19 protein-coding genes are annotated in these 16,920 nt (G+C 64.0%); all 19 read right to left on the bottom strand.

The genetic code is table 11. From position 1 onward, the window contains the following. Position 1 precedes the first annotated feature (1 nt). The gene (gene rplN, locus BLJ79_RS01825) at positions 2-370 is read right to left on the bottom strand and encodes a 50S ribosomal protein L14 (protein ID WP_071212943.1); all 369 of its coding nucleotides are present in this window, start codon (positions 368-370) and stop codon (positions 2-4) included. A gap of 368 nt (positions 371-738) precedes the next feature. Then, positions 739-1,719 (bottom strand): endonuclease/exonuclease/phosphatase family protein, encoded by a 981-nt coding sequence (locus BLJ79_RS01820; RefSeq protein ID WP_071212942.1) that lies wholly within the window; start codon positions 1,717-1,719, stop codon positions 739-741. Positions 1,720-1,897: 178 nt separating this feature from the next. After that, positions 1,898-2,185: a 30S ribosomal protein S17 gene (gene rpsQ / locus BLJ79_RS01815; RefSeq protein ID WP_071212941.1), complete on the bottom strand. Its 288-nt coding sequence runs from the start codon at positions 2,183-2,185 to the stop codon at positions 1,898-1,900. Further along, a complete protein-coding gene (gene rpmC / locus BLJ79_RS01810; RefSeq protein WP_071212940.1) occupies positions 2,185-2,454 on the bottom strand; it encodes a 50S ribosomal protein L29 in 270 nt (89 codons plus the stop codon). The genes rpsQ and rpmC overlap by 1 nt, the downstream gene beginning before the upstream one ends. Positions 2,455-2,456: 2 nt before the next feature. Next, positions 2,457-2,873, bottom strand: coding sequence for a 50S ribosomal protein L16 (rplP, locus tag BLJ79_RS01805; protein ID WP_071212939.1), 417 nt, complete (start codon positions 2,871-2,873; stop codon positions 2,457-2,459). Further along, a complete protein-coding gene (rpsC, locus tag BLJ79_RS01800) occupies positions 2,874-3,704 on the bottom strand; it encodes a 30S ribosomal protein S3 (protein WP_071212938.1) in 831 nt (276 codons plus the stop codon). Position 3,705: 1 nt separating this feature from the next. Beyond that, entirely contained in the window at positions 3,706-4,071 is a 366-nt protein-coding gene (gene rplV, locus BLJ79_RS01795; protein WP_071212937.1) for a 50S ribosomal protein L22, read from the bottom strand. Positions 4,072-4,128: 57 nt separating this feature from the next. After that, entirely contained in the window at positions 4,129-4,410 is a 282-nt protein-coding gene (gene rpsS, locus BLJ79_RS01790) for a 30S ribosomal protein S19 (protein ID WP_068731512.1), read from the bottom strand. Between the two features lie 12 nt (positions 4,411-4,422). Further along, positions 4,423-5,262 carry a 50S ribosomal protein L2 gene (rplB, locus tag BLJ79_RS01785; RefSeq protein WP_071212936.1) on the bottom strand — a complete coding sequence of 280 codons (840 nt, stop codon included), beginning with the start codon at positions 5,260-5,262 and terminating at the stop codon, positions 4,423-4,425. Between the two features lie 30 nt (positions 5,263-5,292). Continuing rightward, positions 5,293-5,595, bottom strand: coding sequence for a 50S ribosomal protein L23 (gene rplW, locus BLJ79_RS01780; RefSeq protein ID WP_071212935.1), 303 nt, complete (start codon positions 5,593-5,595; stop codon positions 5,293-5,295). Then, entirely contained in the window at positions 5,592-6,194 is a 603-nt protein-coding gene (rplD, locus tag BLJ79_RS01775) for a 50S ribosomal protein L4 (RefSeq protein WP_071212934.1), read from the bottom strand. Before rplD ends, rplW begins: the two co-directional genes overlap by 4 nt. Positions 6,195-6,198: 4 nt before the next feature. Beyond that, complete coding sequence (gene rplC, locus BLJ79_RS01770) at positions 6,199-6,849, bottom strand: 50S ribosomal protein L3 (RefSeq protein ID WP_071212933.1); 651 nt, start codon at positions 6,847-6,849, stop codon at positions 6,199-6,201. A 20-nt stretch (positions 6,850-6,869) separates the two neighbouring features. After that, positions 6,870-7,178, bottom strand: coding sequence for a 30S ribosomal protein S10 (gene rpsJ, locus BLJ79_RS01765; protein ID WP_003803825.1), 309 nt, complete (start codon positions 7,176-7,178; stop codon positions 6,870-6,872). Positions 7,179-7,744: 566 nt separating this feature from the next. Beyond that, entirely contained in the window at positions 7,745-7,870 is a 126-nt protein-coding gene (locus tag BLJ79_RS23655; RefSeq protein WP_286135228.1) for a hypothetical protein, read from the bottom strand. A gap of 80 nt (positions 7,871-7,950) precedes the next feature. Beyond that, a complete protein-coding gene (locus tag BLJ79_RS01760) occupies positions 7,951-12,042 on the bottom strand; it encodes a hypothetical protein (protein ID WP_071212932.1) in 4,092 nt (1,363 codons plus the stop codon). A gap of 217 nt (positions 12,043-12,259) precedes the next feature. Then, the gene (gene tuf, locus BLJ79_RS01755; RefSeq protein ID WP_071212931.1) at positions 12,260-13,450 is read right to left on the bottom strand and encodes an elongation factor Tu; all 1,191 of its coding nucleotides are present in this window, start codon (positions 13,448-13,450) and stop codon (positions 12,260-12,262) included. Between the two features lie 235 nt (positions 13,451-13,685). Further along, positions 13,686-15,800 carry an elongation factor G gene (gene fusA / locus BLJ79_RS01750; RefSeq protein ID WP_071212930.1) on the bottom strand — a complete coding sequence of 705 codons (2,115 nt, stop codon included), beginning with the start codon at positions 15,798-15,800 and terminating at the stop codon, positions 13,686-13,688. 81 nt (positions 15,801-15,881) lie between these two features. After that, a complete protein-coding gene (gene rpsG, locus BLJ79_RS01745) occupies positions 15,882-16,352 on the bottom strand; it encodes a 30S ribosomal protein S7 (RefSeq protein ID WP_071212929.1) in 471 nt (156 codons plus the stop codon). Beyond that, the gene (gene rpsL / locus BLJ79_RS01740) at positions 16,352-16,726 is read right to left on the bottom strand and encodes a 30S ribosomal protein S12 (protein WP_007271021.1); all 375 of its coding nucleotides are present in this window, start codon (positions 16,724-16,726) and stop codon (positions 16,352-16,354) included. Before rpsL ends, rpsG begins: the two co-directional genes overlap by 1 nt. Positions 16,727-16,920 lie beyond the last annotated feature (194 nt).

Below are 16,920 nucleotides of genomic sequence, written 5' to 3'. Positions count from 1 at the left end.
GTTACAGTACCTCCGGAGCCAGGGAAACGATCTTCATGAACTTCTTGTCGCGAAGTTCACGACCCACCGGACCGAAAATACGGGTGCCGCGGGGCTCGCCGTCAGCCTTGAGGATGACAGCTGCGTTCTCGTCGAACTTGATGTAGGAACCGTCGACGCGGCGACGCTCCTTCTTGGTGCGAACGATGACAGCCTTGACGACGTCACCCTTCTTTACGTTTCCGCCAGGGATTGCATCCTTGACGGTGGCGACGATTACGTCGCCGATGCCTGCATAGCGACGGCCAGAGCCACCGAGAACACGAATGGTAAGGATTTCCTTAGCACCGGTGTTGTCGGCAACCTTCAGTCGCGATTCCTGCTGAATCACTTTTTACTCCTGTCGTCTCGCTGGTTCTCCTAGGGAGCCTTGCGGAACGGATATGGTCCATCTCAGCTTCCGCTTACCCCCACCTCCATACACAACGGTTCAAGGCGCCCGAGGGCGAGGAACAGTTGGTGCTGGGGAAGCAGGGCCGAGGCGTTAGCTCAGAGCTATGCCGCACAGCTTTCCGGGCCCGTAAAAAACCCTCCGGCTGCACTATGCATCATGGCGGAGGTGGATAGTCTCCAGACATAACGCGCACAGAATAAAAAGTCTACCGCAAGAATGCGTGATCCCGAAACCGTGTGCTATGGGGCAACAGGGGGTCCTTGGTCACATGAAACGGCCCAATTCGGGTGCAGATCGCCAGTCGCTCACCGGCAGGTGGCCAGCCTGGCCACGATCCCGTGGTGGTCGGTGCCCGCCACCGCAATGAGCCCGGAGTCAATGACCCCAAGGCCGCGCACCAGCACGTGGTCGATCGCGGCAAAGGCGGGAACCGCGCCGTCGGCCGGCCAGGTGGCGGCGGCCAGGGGCCCGAACGCCGGGGAGGCATCGGAAAAACCGTGCGCCAGTGCCCGGAACCGGGGGTGGGCCCTGGTGGCATTGAAATCTCCCGCCAGCACCAGCGGCAGATCGGTGTTTTGCCCCGCCCAGCTTTCCACCGCGGCCAAGGTGGTCGCCCAGGATGCCGGGCCGTGGGTCGGCGGCACCGGATGGATCCCGGCCACGCGGATCCGCCCCGCCCGCGGGAGGTCGATGACCGCCACCGGTATGTCAAAGAGGGAGCCGTCCGCTTGCCGGGCCGCCGGAGCCTCGGAATGCATCGGGTGGCGCGAGAGGATGACGGTGTCCACGGCGCCGCCGGTGACAACGGACCCGGTCCGGTGGGTGTAGTCCCACTGCGGCAGTGTGCCGGCCAACGCCTGCAGCATCGGCTCGCTCGCCTCGACCAGGACCAGCACATCCGGGGCGGACGCCGTGATGGCATCGGCAAGCACCGAGGGATCGGCATTCCCGCGCCCCGCGTTCAGGGACAGCACTGTCACCGGCTCCCCCGGTGTACAAGTTCCCCCGGCACCGGGTTGGAGCACCGGGACCAATGAAACGGCCGCGCTGACCAGCAGCACCGCAGCGGGAACCCAGGCGCGTCGAAAGAGCAGAAACAGGCCAAGTGCCAGCGCGGCCAGGCAGAGGGCCGGCAGCAGTGCCTGGAGCACCGCCAGGGACCTGGAGTCCCCGAGGTCCAGGTGCGGCAGGAGAACCAACAGCGCCCCGGCAATGACCACGGGGAACAAGCCACGGGTCTTGGGTGCGCGGCCGACCTGCACCTGTCCCGCTCCGGAGTTGCCCATCGTGGTGTTCCCCACCCCTTGTGTTGAAGCCCGCCGATCCGGGACCGGGCCAAGTCCCCCATGCTACCGGCGGCACTCCCCCGCCGAACGCAAAACACCCCGGCACCGGCTGGATGAATCCAGCGGTCCCGGGGTGTTGAGCTTGGTTCACGTCTAAGTGAAAACCAACGAAAGGGGCTTACTTGGCCTTWTCGAGGATTTCCACGAGGCGCCAGCGCTTGTCGGCAGACAGCGGGCGGGTCTCGGCGATGAGAACGAGGTCGCCGATGCCGGCGCTGTTCTCTTCGTCGTGAGCCTTGACGTTCTTGTTGCGACGCATGACCTTGCCGTAGAGGGCGTGCTTTACACGGTCCTCGACGTCAACGACGATGGTCTTCTGCATCTTGTCGGAAACCACGTAACCACGGAGGGTCTTGCGGTCGTTGCGCTCTGCAGCTGCATCCACGACGTTATCCTTCTCGCTCATTACTTGGCTTCCTTGCTCTTCTTGGTCTCTTCGACCGGCACTACAACGTCGGGACGAATGCCCAGCTCGCGTTCGCGGAGCACGGTGTAGATACGAGCGATGTCACGCTTGACAGCCTTCAGGTTGCCATGCGATTCGAGCTGACCGGTGGCCGACTGGAAACGGAGGTTGAACAGCTCCTCCTTGGCCTTCTTGAGCTCCTCGACCAGACGGGCGTTATCAAAGCCGTCCAGTGCTTCGGTTGCTAGATCCTTGGATCCGATTGCCATTCCTATTCACCACCTTCGCGACGCACAATGCGTGCCTTCAACGGCAGCTTGTGGATTGCCAGGCGCAATGCCTCGCGTGCTACCTCTTCACTGACACCGGAGAGTTCGAAGAGAACCCGTCCCGGCTTTACGTTTGCGACCCACCATTCCGGCGAACCCTTACCGGAACCCATGCGGGTTTCGGCAGGCTTCTTGGTCAGCGGACGGTCCGGATAAATGTTGATCCAGACCTTGCCGCCACGCTTGATGTGGCGGGTCATTGCGATACGAGCTGCCTCGATCTGGCGGTTGGTAACGTAGGCCGGGGTAAGGGCCTGGATACCGTACTCGCCGAAGGCTACCGTGATACCGCCCGAAGCTGCGCCACTCCGACCGGGGTGGTGCTGCTTGCGGTACTTTACTCGGCGTGGGATAAGCATTTAAGCCTGTCCTCCTTCTGCAACTGCTGCTGCGGGAGCCTCAACAGCCGAAGCTGCTTCTGCACCTGGAGCTGCGCTGCGCTCGGGGCGACGACGACGTTCGCCACCTTCGGGGCGTCCACCCGGACGTCCGCCGGGACGATCGCCGCGACCGCGGGCCGGAGCTGCTGCAGCCTGGGCTGCCAGTTCCTTCGAAGTTACGTCGCCCTTGTAGATCCAGACCTTCACGCCGATGCGGCCGAAGGTGGTCTTGGCTTCGAACTTGCCGTAGTCGATGTTCGCACGCAGGGTGTGCAGCGGCACACGGCCTTCGCGGTAGAACTCCTTGCGGGACATTTCTGCCCCGCCCAGACGACCGGAGCACTGTACGCGGATGCCCTTGGCACCTGCGCGCATTGCCGACTGCATGGCCTTCTTCATCGCGCGGCGGAAAGCCACACGCGAAGCAAGCTGCTCGGCGATGCCCTGGGCAACAAGCTGGGCTTCGATCTCGGGGTTCTTGACCTCGAGGATGTTCAGCTGAACCTGCTTGGCGGTGAGCTTTTCGAGCTCGCCACGGATGCGATCGGCTTCGGCGCCGCGGCGACCGATAACGATGCCCGGGCGTGCGGTGTGGATATCCACACGAACACGGTCACGGGTGCGCTCGATCTCCACGCGGGCGATGCCGGCGCGTTCCATGCCAACGGTCATCAGTTCGCGGATACGGATGTCTTCTTTTACGAAGTCCTTGTAACGCTGACCGACCTTGGTGCTGTCGGCGAACCAGTGCGAAACATGGTCGGTAGTGATACCGAGACGGAACCCATGCGGGTTAACCTTCTGTCCCATTTTACTCTTCCCCACCCTTCTTAGGGGTTGCGACGACCACAGTGATGTGGCTCGTGCGCTTCTTGATCTGGTATGCCCGACCCTGAGCACGCGGCTGGAACCGCTTCATGGTCGGACCCTCGTCAACAAACGCTTCGCTGATGAACAGCTCGTCTTCGTTGAACGCGACACCCTCGCGGTCTGCGGCGGCACGGGCGTTAGCCACTGCCGATGCTACAACCTTGAACACTGGCTCTGAAGCTGCCTGCGGGGCAAACTTCAGGATCGCCAGTGCTTCGTTCGTCTGCTTGCCACGAACAAGGTTGACGACGCGCCGGGCCTTCATAGGCGTCACGCGGATATGGCGCGCAATTGCCTTGGCTTCCATTGCTTTCCTTCTCTCGTCTCTCGAAGAAGTGCTAAGCACTCGCTGAACCCTTGCGGGTTAGCGGCGCTTGCCCTTCTTGTCGTCCTTCACGTGGCTGCGGAACGTCCGGGTCGGGCTGAACTCGCCGAGCTTGTGCCCGACCATCGACTCGGTGACAAACACGGGGATGTGCTTGCGTCCGTCGTGTACGGCGATCGTGTGCCCGAGCATGTCGGGGATGATCATCGAACGGCGGGACCACGTCTTGATGACGTTTTTGGTGCCCTTTTCGTTCTCAGCAGCGACCTTTACAAACAGGTGCTGATCGACGAAGGGGCCTTTCTTCAGGCTGCGTGGCATGTTTCCAGGCTCCTATCGCTTGTTCTTGCCGGTACGACGACGGCGAACAATCAACTTGTCGCTGTCCTTGTTGGGACGACGGGTGCGTCCCTCGCGCTTGCCGTTCGGGTTGACCGGGTGACGGCCACCGGACGTCTTGCCTTCGCCACCACCATGCGGGTGGTCAACAGGGTTCATGGCCACGCCACGCACGGTCGGGCGAACGCCCTTCCAGCGCATGCGGCCGGCCTTGCCCCAGTTGATGTTCGACTGCTCGGCGTTTCCGACCTCGCCGACGGTTGCGCGGCAGCGCACGTCAACGTTGCGGATTTCGCCGGACGGCAAACGGAGCTGGGCGAAGCGACCCTCACGGGCCACCAGCTGCACCGAGGCGCCTGCGGAACGAGCCATCTTTGCACCGCCGCCGGGACGCAATTCCACAGCGTGGATTACGGTACCAACCGGGATGTTGCGCAAAGGCAGGTTGTTGCCGGGCTTGATGTCGGCATTTGCGCCGGCCTCAACGGTGTCGCCCTGGGAGAGCTTGTTCGGTGCGATGATGTAACGCTTGGTTCCATCAGCGTAGTGAAGAAGCGCAATGCGAGCGGTGCGGTTCGGGTCGTACTCGATGTGAGCGACCTTTGCCGGCACGCCGTCCTTGTCGTGGCGACGGAAGTCGATCAGACGGTACTGGCGCTTGTGTCCGCCACCCTTGTGACGGGTGGTGATCTTACCGGTGTTGTTACGGCCGCCAGTCTTGTGCAACGGGCGAAGCAACGACTTTTCCGGAGTCGATCGGGTGATTTCTGCGAAGTCGGCAACGCTCGAGCCGCGAAGGCCCGGGGTTGTCGGCTTGTACTTACGGATTCCCATAGTTTAATTCCTCGTTAAAGTGGTCTCCGCTTAAGAAAGCGGACCGCCGAAGATGTCAATCGAGCCTTCCTTCAGGGAGACGATCGCACGCTTGGTAGCCTTGCGCGTCCCCCATCCGAACTTGGTGCGCTTGCGCTTGCCGGCACGATTAAGGGTGTTTACGGAGTCAACCTTGACCGAGAAGATAGCTTCCACGGCGTTCTTGATTTCCGTCTTGTTCGAACGCGGGTCAACGAGGAAGGTGTACTTGCCTTCGTCGATCAGACCGTAGCTCTTTTCCGATACGACGGGTGCGATGACCACATCGTGCGGAGCCTTTGAGAAGGTGCTCACTTGGCTTCCTCCTTCTGGACCAGGGCATCGAATGCGGCCTTGGTGAAGATGACGTCGTCGGAAACCAGCACATCGTAGGTGTTGAGCTGGTCTACGTACAGGACGTGGACCTCGGTGAGGTTGCGGACCGAAAGGGCTGCAACGTCGTTGGCGCGCTCGATGACTACGAGCAGGTTCTTGCGCTCGGACAGAGCGCGCAGGGTGGCCAGTGCTGCCTTGGTGTTCGGCGTGGTGCCTTCAACCAGGGCTTCGATGACGTGAATGCGGTTGTTGCGAGCGCGGTCGGACAGGGCGCCGCGCAATGCAGCAGCCTTCATCTTCTTGGGGGTGCGCTGGCTGTAATCGCGAGGAGTCGGTCCGTGGACAACGCCACCACCGGTCATGTGAGGAGCACGGATTGAACCCTGACGGGCGCGGCCGGTGCCCTTCTGCTTGAACGGCTTGCGACCGGCACCGGAAACTTCGGCGCGGTTCTTGGTCTTGTGCGTGCCCTGGCGAGCAGCTGCCAGCTGGGCCACGACGACCTGGTGCAGCAGCGGAACGTTGGTCTGAACGTCGAAGATCTCCGAAGGGAACTCGACAGTAAGTGCCTTAGACATTTAGTTATGCTCCCTTCACAGCGGTGCGCACGAGTACGACGCGGCCGCGAGCGCCTGGAACGGCACCCTTGATCAGCAGGAGGTTCTTCTCGGCATCCACAGCGTGAACGGTGAGGTTCTGCGTGGTGACGCGCTCGGCGCCCATGCGACCGGCCATCTTCTGGCCCTGGAACACACGGCCCGGGGTCGATGCGCCGCCGATGGAGCCCGGCTTACGGTGGTTCTTGTGAGCACCGTGCGATGCCGGAGCACCGTGGAAGCCGTGGCGCTTCATGACGCCGGCGAAGCCCTTACCCTTGGAAGTTCCAACGACGTCGACCTTCTGGCCGGCGGCGAAGATTTCGACGGTCAGTTCCTGGCCTGCGGCGTAGGAATCGGCGTCGGCAGTGCGCAGCTCAACGACGTGGCGGCGCGGGGTGACCCCTGCTGCCTCGAAGTGGCCGGCGAGCGGCTGGGTGACCTTGCGCGGGTCGATCTGGCCGTAGCCGATCTGAACCGCGGTGTAGCCATCGCGCTCGGCGTTGCGCAGCTGAGTGACGACATTGCTGTCGGCCTGTACAACGGTTACCGGGATGAGGTTGTTGTTCTCGTCCCAAACCTGGGTCATGCCGAGCTTCGTGCCCAGCAGGCCCTTTACGTTACGGGTTGCGGTCATAGTTTTCTCGCCACCTCCCCTTAGAGCTTGATTTCGATGTTGACATCCGCCGGCAGGTCAAGACGCATCAGCGAATCTACGGCCTTCGGGGTCGGATCGATGATGTCGATCAGACGCTTGTGCGTGCGCATTTCAAAGTGCTCACGGCTGTCTTTGTACTTGTGGGGCGAACGGATAACGCAGTACACGTTCTTTTCCGTTGGGAGCGGCACTGGGCCGACTACGGTCGCGCCAGCGCGCGTCACCGTCTCAACGATCTTCCGGGCAGAAACGTCAATGACCTCGTGGTCATACGACTTCAGCCGGATGCGGATTTTTTGTCCCGCCATGGCTTGATGCCTCTTTCTAATTAGCACTCTCTGTACAGTTACTGTGCCCTACGGGCCCCTTTCGGGACCGGCACGCCTCGCATCGAACTGAATCCGAATAAATCCGGGTTCCTCAATCCGCCGAAGCCCGACCCCCGCGGTCGGGCGTGTCGCACTTTTCAGCGACACCGAACCCGTAAAAACCTTGGGGGACATTGTTCGTGTTTCCAGGAATTTCGGTTGTATTGCTCCCCAGCCCCGGGCATTATCCCGGGTGAGACACAATCTCGGTAGAAAAAATCCATGTCCCGGTATCGGTTTCCCGATCAGCAGACATGAACCATGGAAATGCTCACGAACAACTTGTCTAGTGTGTCAGGTTCCGGGCCCAAACACCAAATCTTTGATGGTTCCAGCTCCGGCGACCAATCGTCGCGGCCACCACGCGGAAGCGCCGGCGCGCCTGGGCCGGAGGATGAAAACACCGGTATTTCGGTGATCCCTCTCCCGGCCGCCGACGCTGACGGGGCCGCTGCCCTCTCGTCGCGTGAGCAAGCTCACCGACCGGCCTCGTCGCGGTGCCGCGGCTACTCGTCGCGGTTGGCCCGGCGGATTTCCTTGGCCCGGTCGATCTCCTTCGAGAATTGCGTGCGCAAGCGCATCACGACCACAACCACCACCACAACGATCAGCAGGACTATCAAGAACTTCATGGGACCAGCCTAGCCGCTGGCGGCACCGAGGTCACTGCGGAGACCGGGCCGATTGCGCGATCACCCCCGGCGTTTCCCGCTCAGCCCCGGTCGCCGCCGGTGGCGCCGTCATCGGCCGGAGGCTTCATCCATGGCATGCCCGTGAGCCGTGCCGGTGCCTGTCCTTGGTCCGCCGGGGTTCCCGGCATCCCTTGGCCCGGCCGTCCCTGGCCGGTTTCTTGCTGCTCCGGTTCCGGCCCTGGCCCCGCGAAGCCGTCCGTCGTGACTTCGGCCCACGGGTGTTCGGCGTTCGGCTGTCCGTCCCCGTGCGCCGCGGGCCCCGCCGGTGGTTGCCCGTGGCCGGGCAGGCCGTGGGAGTCGGGGGTCCGGTTCATCCGGCCCAGCCTCCACAGGGCCAGCGCGATCAGGCCCGCCGCGATCAGCAGCAGCAACAGGAACGTAAAGCCGCGCAGGAACCACAGCACCGCGACGCCGACCCCGACGGCTCCCCACACGGTGAAGATCCTCCGGTTGGTCACCAGCCCGAAAACCAGCAATGCGGTAAAGGTCAACAAGACCAGCAACTGCTGGCCCAGCGTGGAGGAAAAGACCGTCCCGAGACCGACCAGCGAGAGCACTCCGGCCGCGGTGCCCAGCACGAGCGTGCCGTTCCGCTCGCGCTTGCGCGTGTACTCGTAGGCGGCCAGCACCCCGAGCACGATGATCCAGTAGTAGAGCGCGGCAAACGTGCCGGTGCCGCCGACGGCGACCCACCAGCAGCGCTGGATGACCGCGGCGCCCACCAGCGCCGCCGCCTCGTAACCCGTTTCGCGGCGGACCAGCGGAACCTCGAGGGCCGCCGCGGCAAAGACGGCCGCCAGCAGCATCGCGGCCCCGGCGTAGACGTACCGGTCGGCGTCTGCGGCCAGGCCGATCAGCCCGCCGATGCCCAGTGCGGCCAGCGAGGAGCTGAAGAGCACCCGCCCGTGGGCCGGGCCCCAGCCTGCGGTGCGCCGCAGGACCGCGGAGAACGGCACGCCGTCGCCGCCAAAGCGGTCGCCGAAGATCGCGGCGACCAGCAGCACCACGCAGGTTGCACCGAGCGCGAGCATGGTGTCCAGCGGCTCGCTCCCCTGCTGCCCGGCCAGCACGTGGATGAATTCGGTTCCGCGCAGCGCGGCGAGCAGCACCAGCGCCGCACTGCCCAGCAACAGCAGCGGGATGCCGCGGGTCGCGGAAAAGACCAGCAGCGCGGCGGCACCCAGCAGCCCGGCCGCGACCTGCCAGCCGGGTTCGGCGGCGTCGTGCAAGCCGAAGAGCGCCGCCGCGTAGAGCAGCGCCACCCCCGCCCGGACCCAGCGGAATTCCTTCCCCCCGGCGGTGCGCCGCTCGGCCACCAGCAAGCCGATCAGCAGCACCGCGAGGATCGCGAACGCAACGTCGTTGTTCCACAGCGGCTCCGGCAGCCATCCCCCGCCGCGCAGCGACTGCCCGTTGGCCGGTGCCAGCACCAGCCCCAGCAGTCCCAGCGCGGCGGGGATCGCGACGTACGCGAATCCCGCGTCCTTGCGTGCGCGGGTCACGGCGACCAGGGCGGAGAAGGCCAGCAGGCACAGGAACTGGACCAGCAGCGCGGCCTGGTCCAGGCCGCGGGGCCCGGAGACCAGGTAGGCGAACGGGACCAGCAGTAACACGGCCACCGCGGCAAGGGTCATCAGCGAGCGTGGATCGGACGGCTTGCGTGCCGCGGAATTCCGGCCCAGGTAGGCTCGCGCCCCCTGTGCGGAGGCCACGGTGAAGGCAAACAGCGCGTACTGCCCGTGCACGTCCATGGCGAAGCGGTCGGCGATGTGCCACGCGGTGCCGGAGTACAGCGCCTGGGCCAGCAACGCGTAGCCGATCCTGCCGCCCGTCCCGGTGGCGGCCAGGATGCGAATGCCCGCGTAGGCGAGGCCGGCCAGCGCCGCGATCTCCACCAGCCAGTCTGGGTTGCGGCCCGCCACCAGGCCCAGCCCGGCGGCCAGGGCCATCAGCCCGCCGGCATGCACCACCAGCTGCGGCCGGTTCGCTTCCGCGGTGACAGGGTTCCCCGGACCGCCCGGAACCGGGCGGCGGTGCCCCAGCACCGCGGTGGCGCCGAGCAGCCCCGCACCCAGCAGCAGCCAGGCCAGCACCAGTCCCCACGGGTGGCCCAGCCACAGCGCGGCGCTCCAGCCCAGGCCCAAATCCTGCACCTCCGCGGCCAGCCCGTGGCTTCCCCGGCGCAGCAGCCCCGAGACCGTCCAGGCGGCGACCGCGGCGAGCAGCACGGACCCGGTGAAGATCACCGATTCCCCGGCCATGCCGAAGCGCGTTTGCGCACCGGGCTGCGCGGTTCGCCCGGCCCGCCGCAGGTTCCGGGCGGCCAACGCGAGCTGCACCAGCACAGCCAGGCCGACCCCGACCCAGGACGCGACCTCGACGGACCGCTCCAGCAGCAAGGCGGCGCCGGGGACCTCGGTGGGCAAGCGGTGGAAGCGCGGCCGCAGCACCCAGCCGGAGGCCGCGAGGGATACCAGTGCCCCGGCGGCGAGAACCGTCGCGATCCGGGCGGCCCAGTGCAGGGCCTGCCGCTCGCGGCCGCCCGCCCGGCGCGCCAGCGCCCAGGTGGCCAGCGCGGCGGCGGCGACCAGGATTCCCTGGCGCCCCAGGTTCAGCGCCGACGGCTCGACGGCACCCAGCACCGCGGCGCCCAACGGCACCCAGCGGAAATTCCCGCCGAACCTGGCCCCGGCATAGACGCCGGCTGCCAGCAGCACGGCCAGCGCCCAGTTAAGGTCGAGCCCGGCGCTCTTCCCGCCCGGCCAGATCCCGGAGAGCAGCCCCTCGGCGCCCAACATGGTGCAGGCGCCGGCGATCACGAGCAGGATCCATGCCTCGCTGTGCACGATCCCCCGGCCCAGGCCCGTGGTGCGTCGGTAGGCCGCGGTGAACCGGGCCAGCAGCACCACCTGGACGAGCAGCAGCGCGGCCATGATGCGCCAGAGGACGGTGGCGGGCACGTCGGCCACGTGCAGGAAGCAGGCGATGGCGACCAGCGCGGCGGCGCGCACCGCGAGTTGGTGCCCGAACCGCTCGGCCCGCGGGCCGGCCGCCAGCGCGACCGCGTAGTAGAGCGCGGCGGCGGTGAAGAGCCACCCGTAGTCGACGGCATCGAGCACGGCCGCGGAGAAGACGGCGGCCGCCAGCGTCGCGGGCACCAGGTAGCGGTGGGCGACGGTGAAGGATGCCAGGTAGATGTTGGAGATCCAGCGTGGCCGCTTCAGGCCCACCAGGGTGATCGCCGCGGCCAGCAGCATGCTGAACAGGAAGTAGAAGATCAGGCCGCGGTTGAGCACCGCGCCGCCGGAGTAGGCGGTTGACACCAGGAAGGTGGTGGCCAGGCCGGCGACGACCTTGGACTGCAGCCGCCCCGCGGCGAAGATGAAGGCCGCCGTGCCCACCAGGGAGGTGGTGAACCAGCTGGCGCCGGGGGTGGTGGAGAGCAGCAGGTAGTGGGCCAGGCCAGTCATCGGGACCAGCGCCAGGCCGGTGGCGGTGAAGGCGGCCGCCGCCGGGCGGAGCCGCTCGCTGCGGGCATGCATGACGAGCCCGACGACGTAGAAGCCCGCCGCGACGACGCCCAGGCCCACGACCTTGGCCGCGGCCGGCAGCGCGAGGGCGATGAACAGCGACGCGGCGGCAACCATGAGCAGGGCCGCGACGTACAGCGTGATGTTGATGTTCCGCAGCGCCCGCACGCGCGGGTCGACCGGGACAACTGCCGGCGGCGCCTGCGGCACCACACGGGCTGGTGCCGCGGCCGGGCCGGACAGCGCCGGTCCCGCCGGGGGCCCGGCCTGGATCCCGGCAGGTTGCCCCACACCTTCGGAAGGCCCCGGGGTCGGCGCGGGCGCAGGCCCAACCGGCGCCGGTTCCGGCGCCGGTTCCGGCGCCGCGCCTGCCGGGAGTTCTGCGTCCGACACCGGCGGCCGGGTGGCCGCCAGCGTCGCGGCATCGAATCCGCGCTGCCACGCCGAAGCCAGGGCCATGCGGTCCGTCGTCCCGTCGGCCGGCTGCCGTGCGGCAAGCTTTTTCGCCGCTGCCTGCCTGCCGACAAACAGCCCGGCCACGAACATGACCGCGGCCACCACGATCAACGCCAACCCATCCATACCGGTTCCCCGCCTTCAGCTGGTTCCATGCGCGTCCTGCCCGGCACCGGGCCGTGCGCAGTCCCCAGCGTACCCCAGTCAGACCATTCGTTTGATATATGTGGCAGGGATGTACACAAGGCATTGCACGGGACAAGAAAAAGGCCCCCGCTGCACTGTCGAAACAGTGCGGCAGGGGCCTTCTCCAGGCTGTTAGGCCGGGATCAGCAAGTCAAAATTACTTGGTGATCTTGGTGACCTTGCCCGAACCAACGGTGCGGCCGCCTTCGCGGATTGCGAAGCCGAGGCCCTCTTCCATGGCGATCGGCTGGATCAGCACGACGGACATTTCGGTGTTGTCGCCGGGCATAACCATTTCCGTGCCTTCCGGCAGGGTGATAACGCCGGTGACGTCCGTGGTGCGGAAGTAGAACTGCGGGCGGTAGTTCGAGTAGAACGGGTTGTGACGCCCGCCCTCATCCKTGGAAAGGATGTACACGTTGGCCTCGAAATCGGTGTGCGGGGTGATGGAACCCGGCTTCACGATGACCTGGCCACGCTCTACGTCTTCGCGCTTGATGCCGCGAAGCAACAGACCACAGTTCTCGCCGGCCCATGCCTCGTCGAGCTGCTTGTGGAACATCTCGATACCGGTAACCGTGGTCTTCTGGACCGGGCGGATGCCGACGATCTCGACCTCGGAGTTGATGGCGAGGGTTCCACGCTCGGCGCGGCCCGTAACAACGGTGCCACGACCGGTGATGGTGAAGACGTCTTCAACCGGCATCAGGAACGGCTTGTCGCGGTCACGAACCGGGGTCGGAACGTGCTCGTCAACGGCGTCCATGAGTGCTTCAACGGACTTGACCCAAACCGGGTCGCCTTCCAGTGCCTTCAGGCCCGAAACACGCATAACCGGTGCCTCGTCGCCGTCGAAGCCCTGCGAGGAGAGAAGTTCGCGAACTTCCATTTCCACGAGGTCCAGAAGCTCTTCGTCTTCAACCATGTCGGACTTGTTCAGTGCGACCAGCAGGTAGGGAACGCCAACCTGGCGGGCCAGCAGAACGTGCTCGCGGGTCTGGGCCATCGGGCCGTCGGTGGCGGCAACCACGAGGATCGCGCCGTCCATCTGGGCAGCACCGGTGATCATGTTCTTGATGTAGTCAGCGTGACCCGGGGCATCAACGTGCGCGTAGTGGCGCTTCTCGGTCTGGTACTCAACGTGCGAGATGTTGATGGTAATACCGCGCTGGCGCTCTTCCGGAGCGGAGTCGATATTAGCGAAATCGCGCTGCTCGTTCAGATCCGGGTACTTGTCAGCAAGCACCTTGGAAATGGCGGCGGTCAACGTGGTCTTGCCATGGTCAACGTGACCAATGGTGCCGATGTTGACGTGCGGCTTGTTCCGCTCGAACTTTGCCTTTGCCACAGGTTCCTCCTAGAAACGTTTACAGAAGACGTACCTCGTCCACACGGGTCGCGGACGAAACTTGTACAAGTCTACTGGGGGCTTAGTGAAATGTTTAAATTGTGGTTAGCTGCGGGATCCAACGTGGGATCCGTTAGTTGGCCTGGCGGGGCCGGATTGGATTTCTCCGCACCGGCCCCATCGTGCGGCCACTCACCCGATGATCGGGGTCACGGCCAATTCTTGGTCCGGACGATTACTCGCCGCGGGACTTCTGGATGATCTCTTCGGCAACTGCCTTCGGGACCTCTGCGTAGCTGGAGAAGGTCATCGAGTACACTGCACGGCCCTGGGTCTTCGAGCGCAGGTCACCAATGTAACCGAACATCTCAGACAGCGGAACCGTCGCACGGATGACCTTCACGCCTGCAGCGTCTTCCATCGAGGCGATGGAACCACGGCGGGAGTTCAAGTCACCGATGACGTCGCCCATGTACTCCTCCGGAGTACGGACTTCGACATCCATGACCGGCTCGAGGATGATCGGCTGGGCGCGGCGTGCGCCTTCCTTGAACACCTGTGAACCGGCAATCTTGAACGCCATTTCCGAGGAGTCAACGTCGTGGTAGGCACCGTCGAGGAGGGTCGCCTTGACGCCCACCATCGGGTAGCCGGCCAGGATGCCGAACTGCATGGCGTCCTGGATACCTGCGTCTACCGAAGGGATGTATTCGCGAGGAATACGTCCACCGGTGACGCCGTTCTTGAACTCGTAGATGACACCGTCGACAACTTCCAGGGGCTCGAAGGAGACCTGGACCTTTGCGAACTGGCCCGAACCACCGGTCTGCTTCTTGTGGGTGAAGTCAACCTTCTCCACAGCCTTCTTGATGGTTTCGCGGTATGCAACCTGCGGCTTGCCAACGTTGGCTTCAACGCGGAATTCGCGGCGCATGCGGTCCACCAGGATATCCAGGTGAAGCTCGCCCATGCCGCCAATTTCGGTCTGGCCGGTGTCTTCGTTGAGGGAGACGGTGAACGTCGGGTCCTCAGCCGAAAGCTTCTGAATCGCGGTCGAGAGCTTCTCCTGGTCACCCTTGGTCTTCGGCTCGATGGCAACGAAGATCACGGGATCGGGGAAGGACATCGACTCAAGAACGATCGGGTGTGCCGGATCGCACAAGGTGTCACCGGTGGTGGTGTCCTTGAGGCCGATCACAGCGTAGATGTGGCCGGCGTGGACCTCGTCTACGGGCATTTCCTTGTTGGCGTGCATCTGGAAGAGCTTGCCAATACGTTCCTTCTTCTGCTTCGTCGAGTTCAGCAGCTGGGTACCGGGAGTTGCCTTGCCGGAGTACACGCGGATGAAGTTCAACTGGCCGAAGAACGGGTGAGTTGCAATCTTGAACGCAAGTGCCGAGAACGGCTCGTCCTCGGAAGGCTTGCGGATCAGTTCGATCTCTTCGTTCTTCGGGTCGTGGCCGATCATGGCCTCGACGTCGAGCGGCGAAGGAAGGTAGTCGATGACAGCATCGAGCATCGGCTGGACGCCGCGGTTCTTGAAGGCAGAACCACAGAAGACCGGGTAGAGCTGCGAGTTGACAACCATCTTGCGGATGCCGGCCTTGAGCTCAGCAATGCTAATCTCTTCGCCTTCGAGGAACTTCTCCATGAGCTCGTCAGAGCCCTCGGCTACGTCCTCAACCAGCTTGGCGCGGTATTCCTCGGCCTTTTCCTGAAGGTCGGCCGGGATTTCCTGGACTTCGTAGGCGGCACCCATGGTGACGTCACCCTTGGAGTCGCCCTCCCAGACGAAAGCCTTCATGGTCATCAGGTCGACAACGCCGGTGAACTCGGACTCGGAGCCGATCGGCAGCTGCATGACCAGCGGCTTGGCACCAAGGCGCTTGATGATGGTGTCTACGGTGAAGTAGAAGTCAGCACCCAGCTTGTCCATCTTGTTGACGAAGCAGATACGCGGAACGTTGTACTTGTCGGCCTGGCGCCAAACAGTCTCGGACTGCGGCTCCACGCCTTCCTTGCCATCGAATACCGCAACGGCGCCATCGAGGACGCGCAGCGAGCGCTCAACCTCAACGGTGAAGTCAACGTGACCCGGGGTGTCAATGATGTTGATCTGGTTGTTRTTCCAGAAGCAGGTCACGGCGGCAGACGTGATCGTGATGCCGCGTTCCTTTTCCTGCTCCATCCAGTCGGTCGTTGCGCCGCCGTCGTGCGTTTCGCCGAGCTTGTGGTTCACACCCGTGTAGAACAGGATGCGTTCCGTAGTAGTGGTCTTACCGGCATCGATGTGGGCCATGATGCCGATATTGCGGACCTTGTTTAGGTCGGTAAGCACGTCCTGTGCCACGATGTCTCCCTTTGTTGGTTATGCCCGCGACGTTGGCGGAACCGGTCTATGACCAATCCCGCCAACCGGACAAAACGCTTTTTACCAGCGGTAGTGGGCGAAGGCCTTGTTGGACTCTGCCATCTTGTGAGTGTCTTCGCGACGCTTGACAGCGGCACCAAGACCATTCGATGCGTCGAGGATCTCGTTCATGAGACGTTCGATCATCGTCTTCTCGCGGCGAGCCTTGGAGTAGCCAACGAGCCAGCGAAGAGCCAGCGCGGTGGAGCGTCCGGGCTTGACCTCAACGGGAACCTGGTAGGTTGCGCCACCAACACGGCGGGAGCGAACCTCGAGGGCCGGGCGGATGTTATCCATGGCCTTCTTCAGGGTCACGACCGGGTCGGTACCGTTCTTGGCCAAGGCACCTTCGAGTGCACCGTAAACGATACGCTCTGCGGTGGACTTCTTACCATCGACCAAAACCTTATTGATCAGCTGGGTAACAAGCGGGGAACCGTATACCGGATCCGAGACGAGGGGGCGCTGTGGCGCGGGGCCCTTACGAGGCATTACTTACCTTCCTTCTTGGCGCCGTAGCGGGAACGAGCCTGCTTACGGTTCTTGACACCCTGGGTATCGAGAGCGCCACGTACGATCTTGTAGCGCACACCCGGGAGGTCCTTCACACGTCCGCCGCGCACAAGCACGATGGAGTGTTCCTGCAGGTTGTGGCCGACACCCGGAATGTAAGCGGTAACTTCGACRCCACCGGCAAGACGCACACGTGCGACCTTACGAAGTGCGGAGTTCGGCTTCTTCGGGGTGGTGGTGTACACACGGGTGCATACGCCACGACGCATCGGGTTGCCCTTAAGGGCTGGGGCCTTGGTCTTAGTGACCTTCGGCGAGCGACCCTTGCGGATCAGCTGCTGAATAGTAGGCACTTTCGTGTCCTCCGGTTTCTTTGTTCTGCGGCGCCACCCACAATCAAACTGCTTGGAGACGCTGCGTTTATAGTCGTTTCATCACAGCGACTTCGGATTTGACCCTAGGCGTGCGAAAGTGTGGCATCTGTTGCGCAACCTACCCGCAACCCGGACCGTGTCCATTTGCCACACATGAAAAACAATTAGCTCAA

This window comes from Arthrobacter sp. UCD-GKA (assembly GCF_001863355.1).
Classification (GTDB): Bacteria; Actinomycetota; Actinomycetes; order Actinomycetales; family Micrococcaceae; genus Paeniglutamicibacter.
This window is presented reverse-complemented; position numbering and strand designations above follow the sequence as displayed.

Coding starts and splice junctions, on each gene's coding strand:
- rplB (WP_071212936.1), bottom strand. CDS start 5,262: ATGGGAATCCGTAAGTACAAGCCGACAACCCCGGGCCTTCGCGGCTCG.
- rplP (WP_071212939.1), bottom strand. CDS start 2,873: ATGCTTATCCCACGCCGAGTAAAGTACCGCAAGCAGCACCACCCCGGT.
- rpsS (WP_068731512.1), bottom strand. CDS start 4,410: ATGCCACGCAGCCTGAAGAAAGGCCCCTTCGTCGATCAGCACCTGTTT.
- rplD (WP_071212934.1), bottom strand. CDS start 6,194: ATGTCTAAGGCACTTACTGTCGAGTTCCCTTCGGAGATCTTCGACGTT.
- BLJ79_RS23655 (WP_286135228.1), bottom strand. CDS start 7,870: ATGAAGTTCTTGATAGTCCTGCTGATCGTTGTGGTGGTGGTTGTGGTC.
- rplV (WP_071212937.1), bottom strand. CDS start 4,071: ATGGAAGCCAAGGCAATTGCGCGCCATATCCGCGTGACGCCTATGAAG.
- rpsJ (WP_003803825.1), bottom strand. CDS start 7,178: ATGGCGGGACAAAAAATCCGCATCCGGCTGAAGTCGTATGACCACGAG.
- BLJ79_RS01820 (WP_071212942.1), bottom strand. CDS start 1,719: ATGGGCAACTCCGGAGCGGGACAGGTGCAGGTCGGCCGCGCACCCAAG.
- BLJ79_RS01760 (WP_071212932.1), bottom strand. CDS start 12,042: ATGGATGGGTTGGCGTTGATCGTGGTGGCCGCGGTCATGTTCGTGGCC.
- rpmC (WP_071212940.1), bottom strand. CDS start 2,454: ATGGCAATCGGATCCAAGGATCTAGCAACCGAAGCACTGGACGGCTTT.
- rpsC (WP_071212938.1), bottom strand. CDS start 3,704: ATGGGACAGAAGGTTAACCCGCATGGGTTCCGTCTCGGTATCACTACC.
- rplC (WP_071212933.1), bottom strand. CDS start 6,849: ATGACCGCAACCCGTAACGTAAAGGGCCTGCTGGGCACGAAGCTCGGC.
- rpsG (WP_071212929.1), bottom strand. CDS start 16,352: ATGCCTCGTAAGGGCCCCGCGCCACAGCGCCCCCTCGTCTCGGATCCG.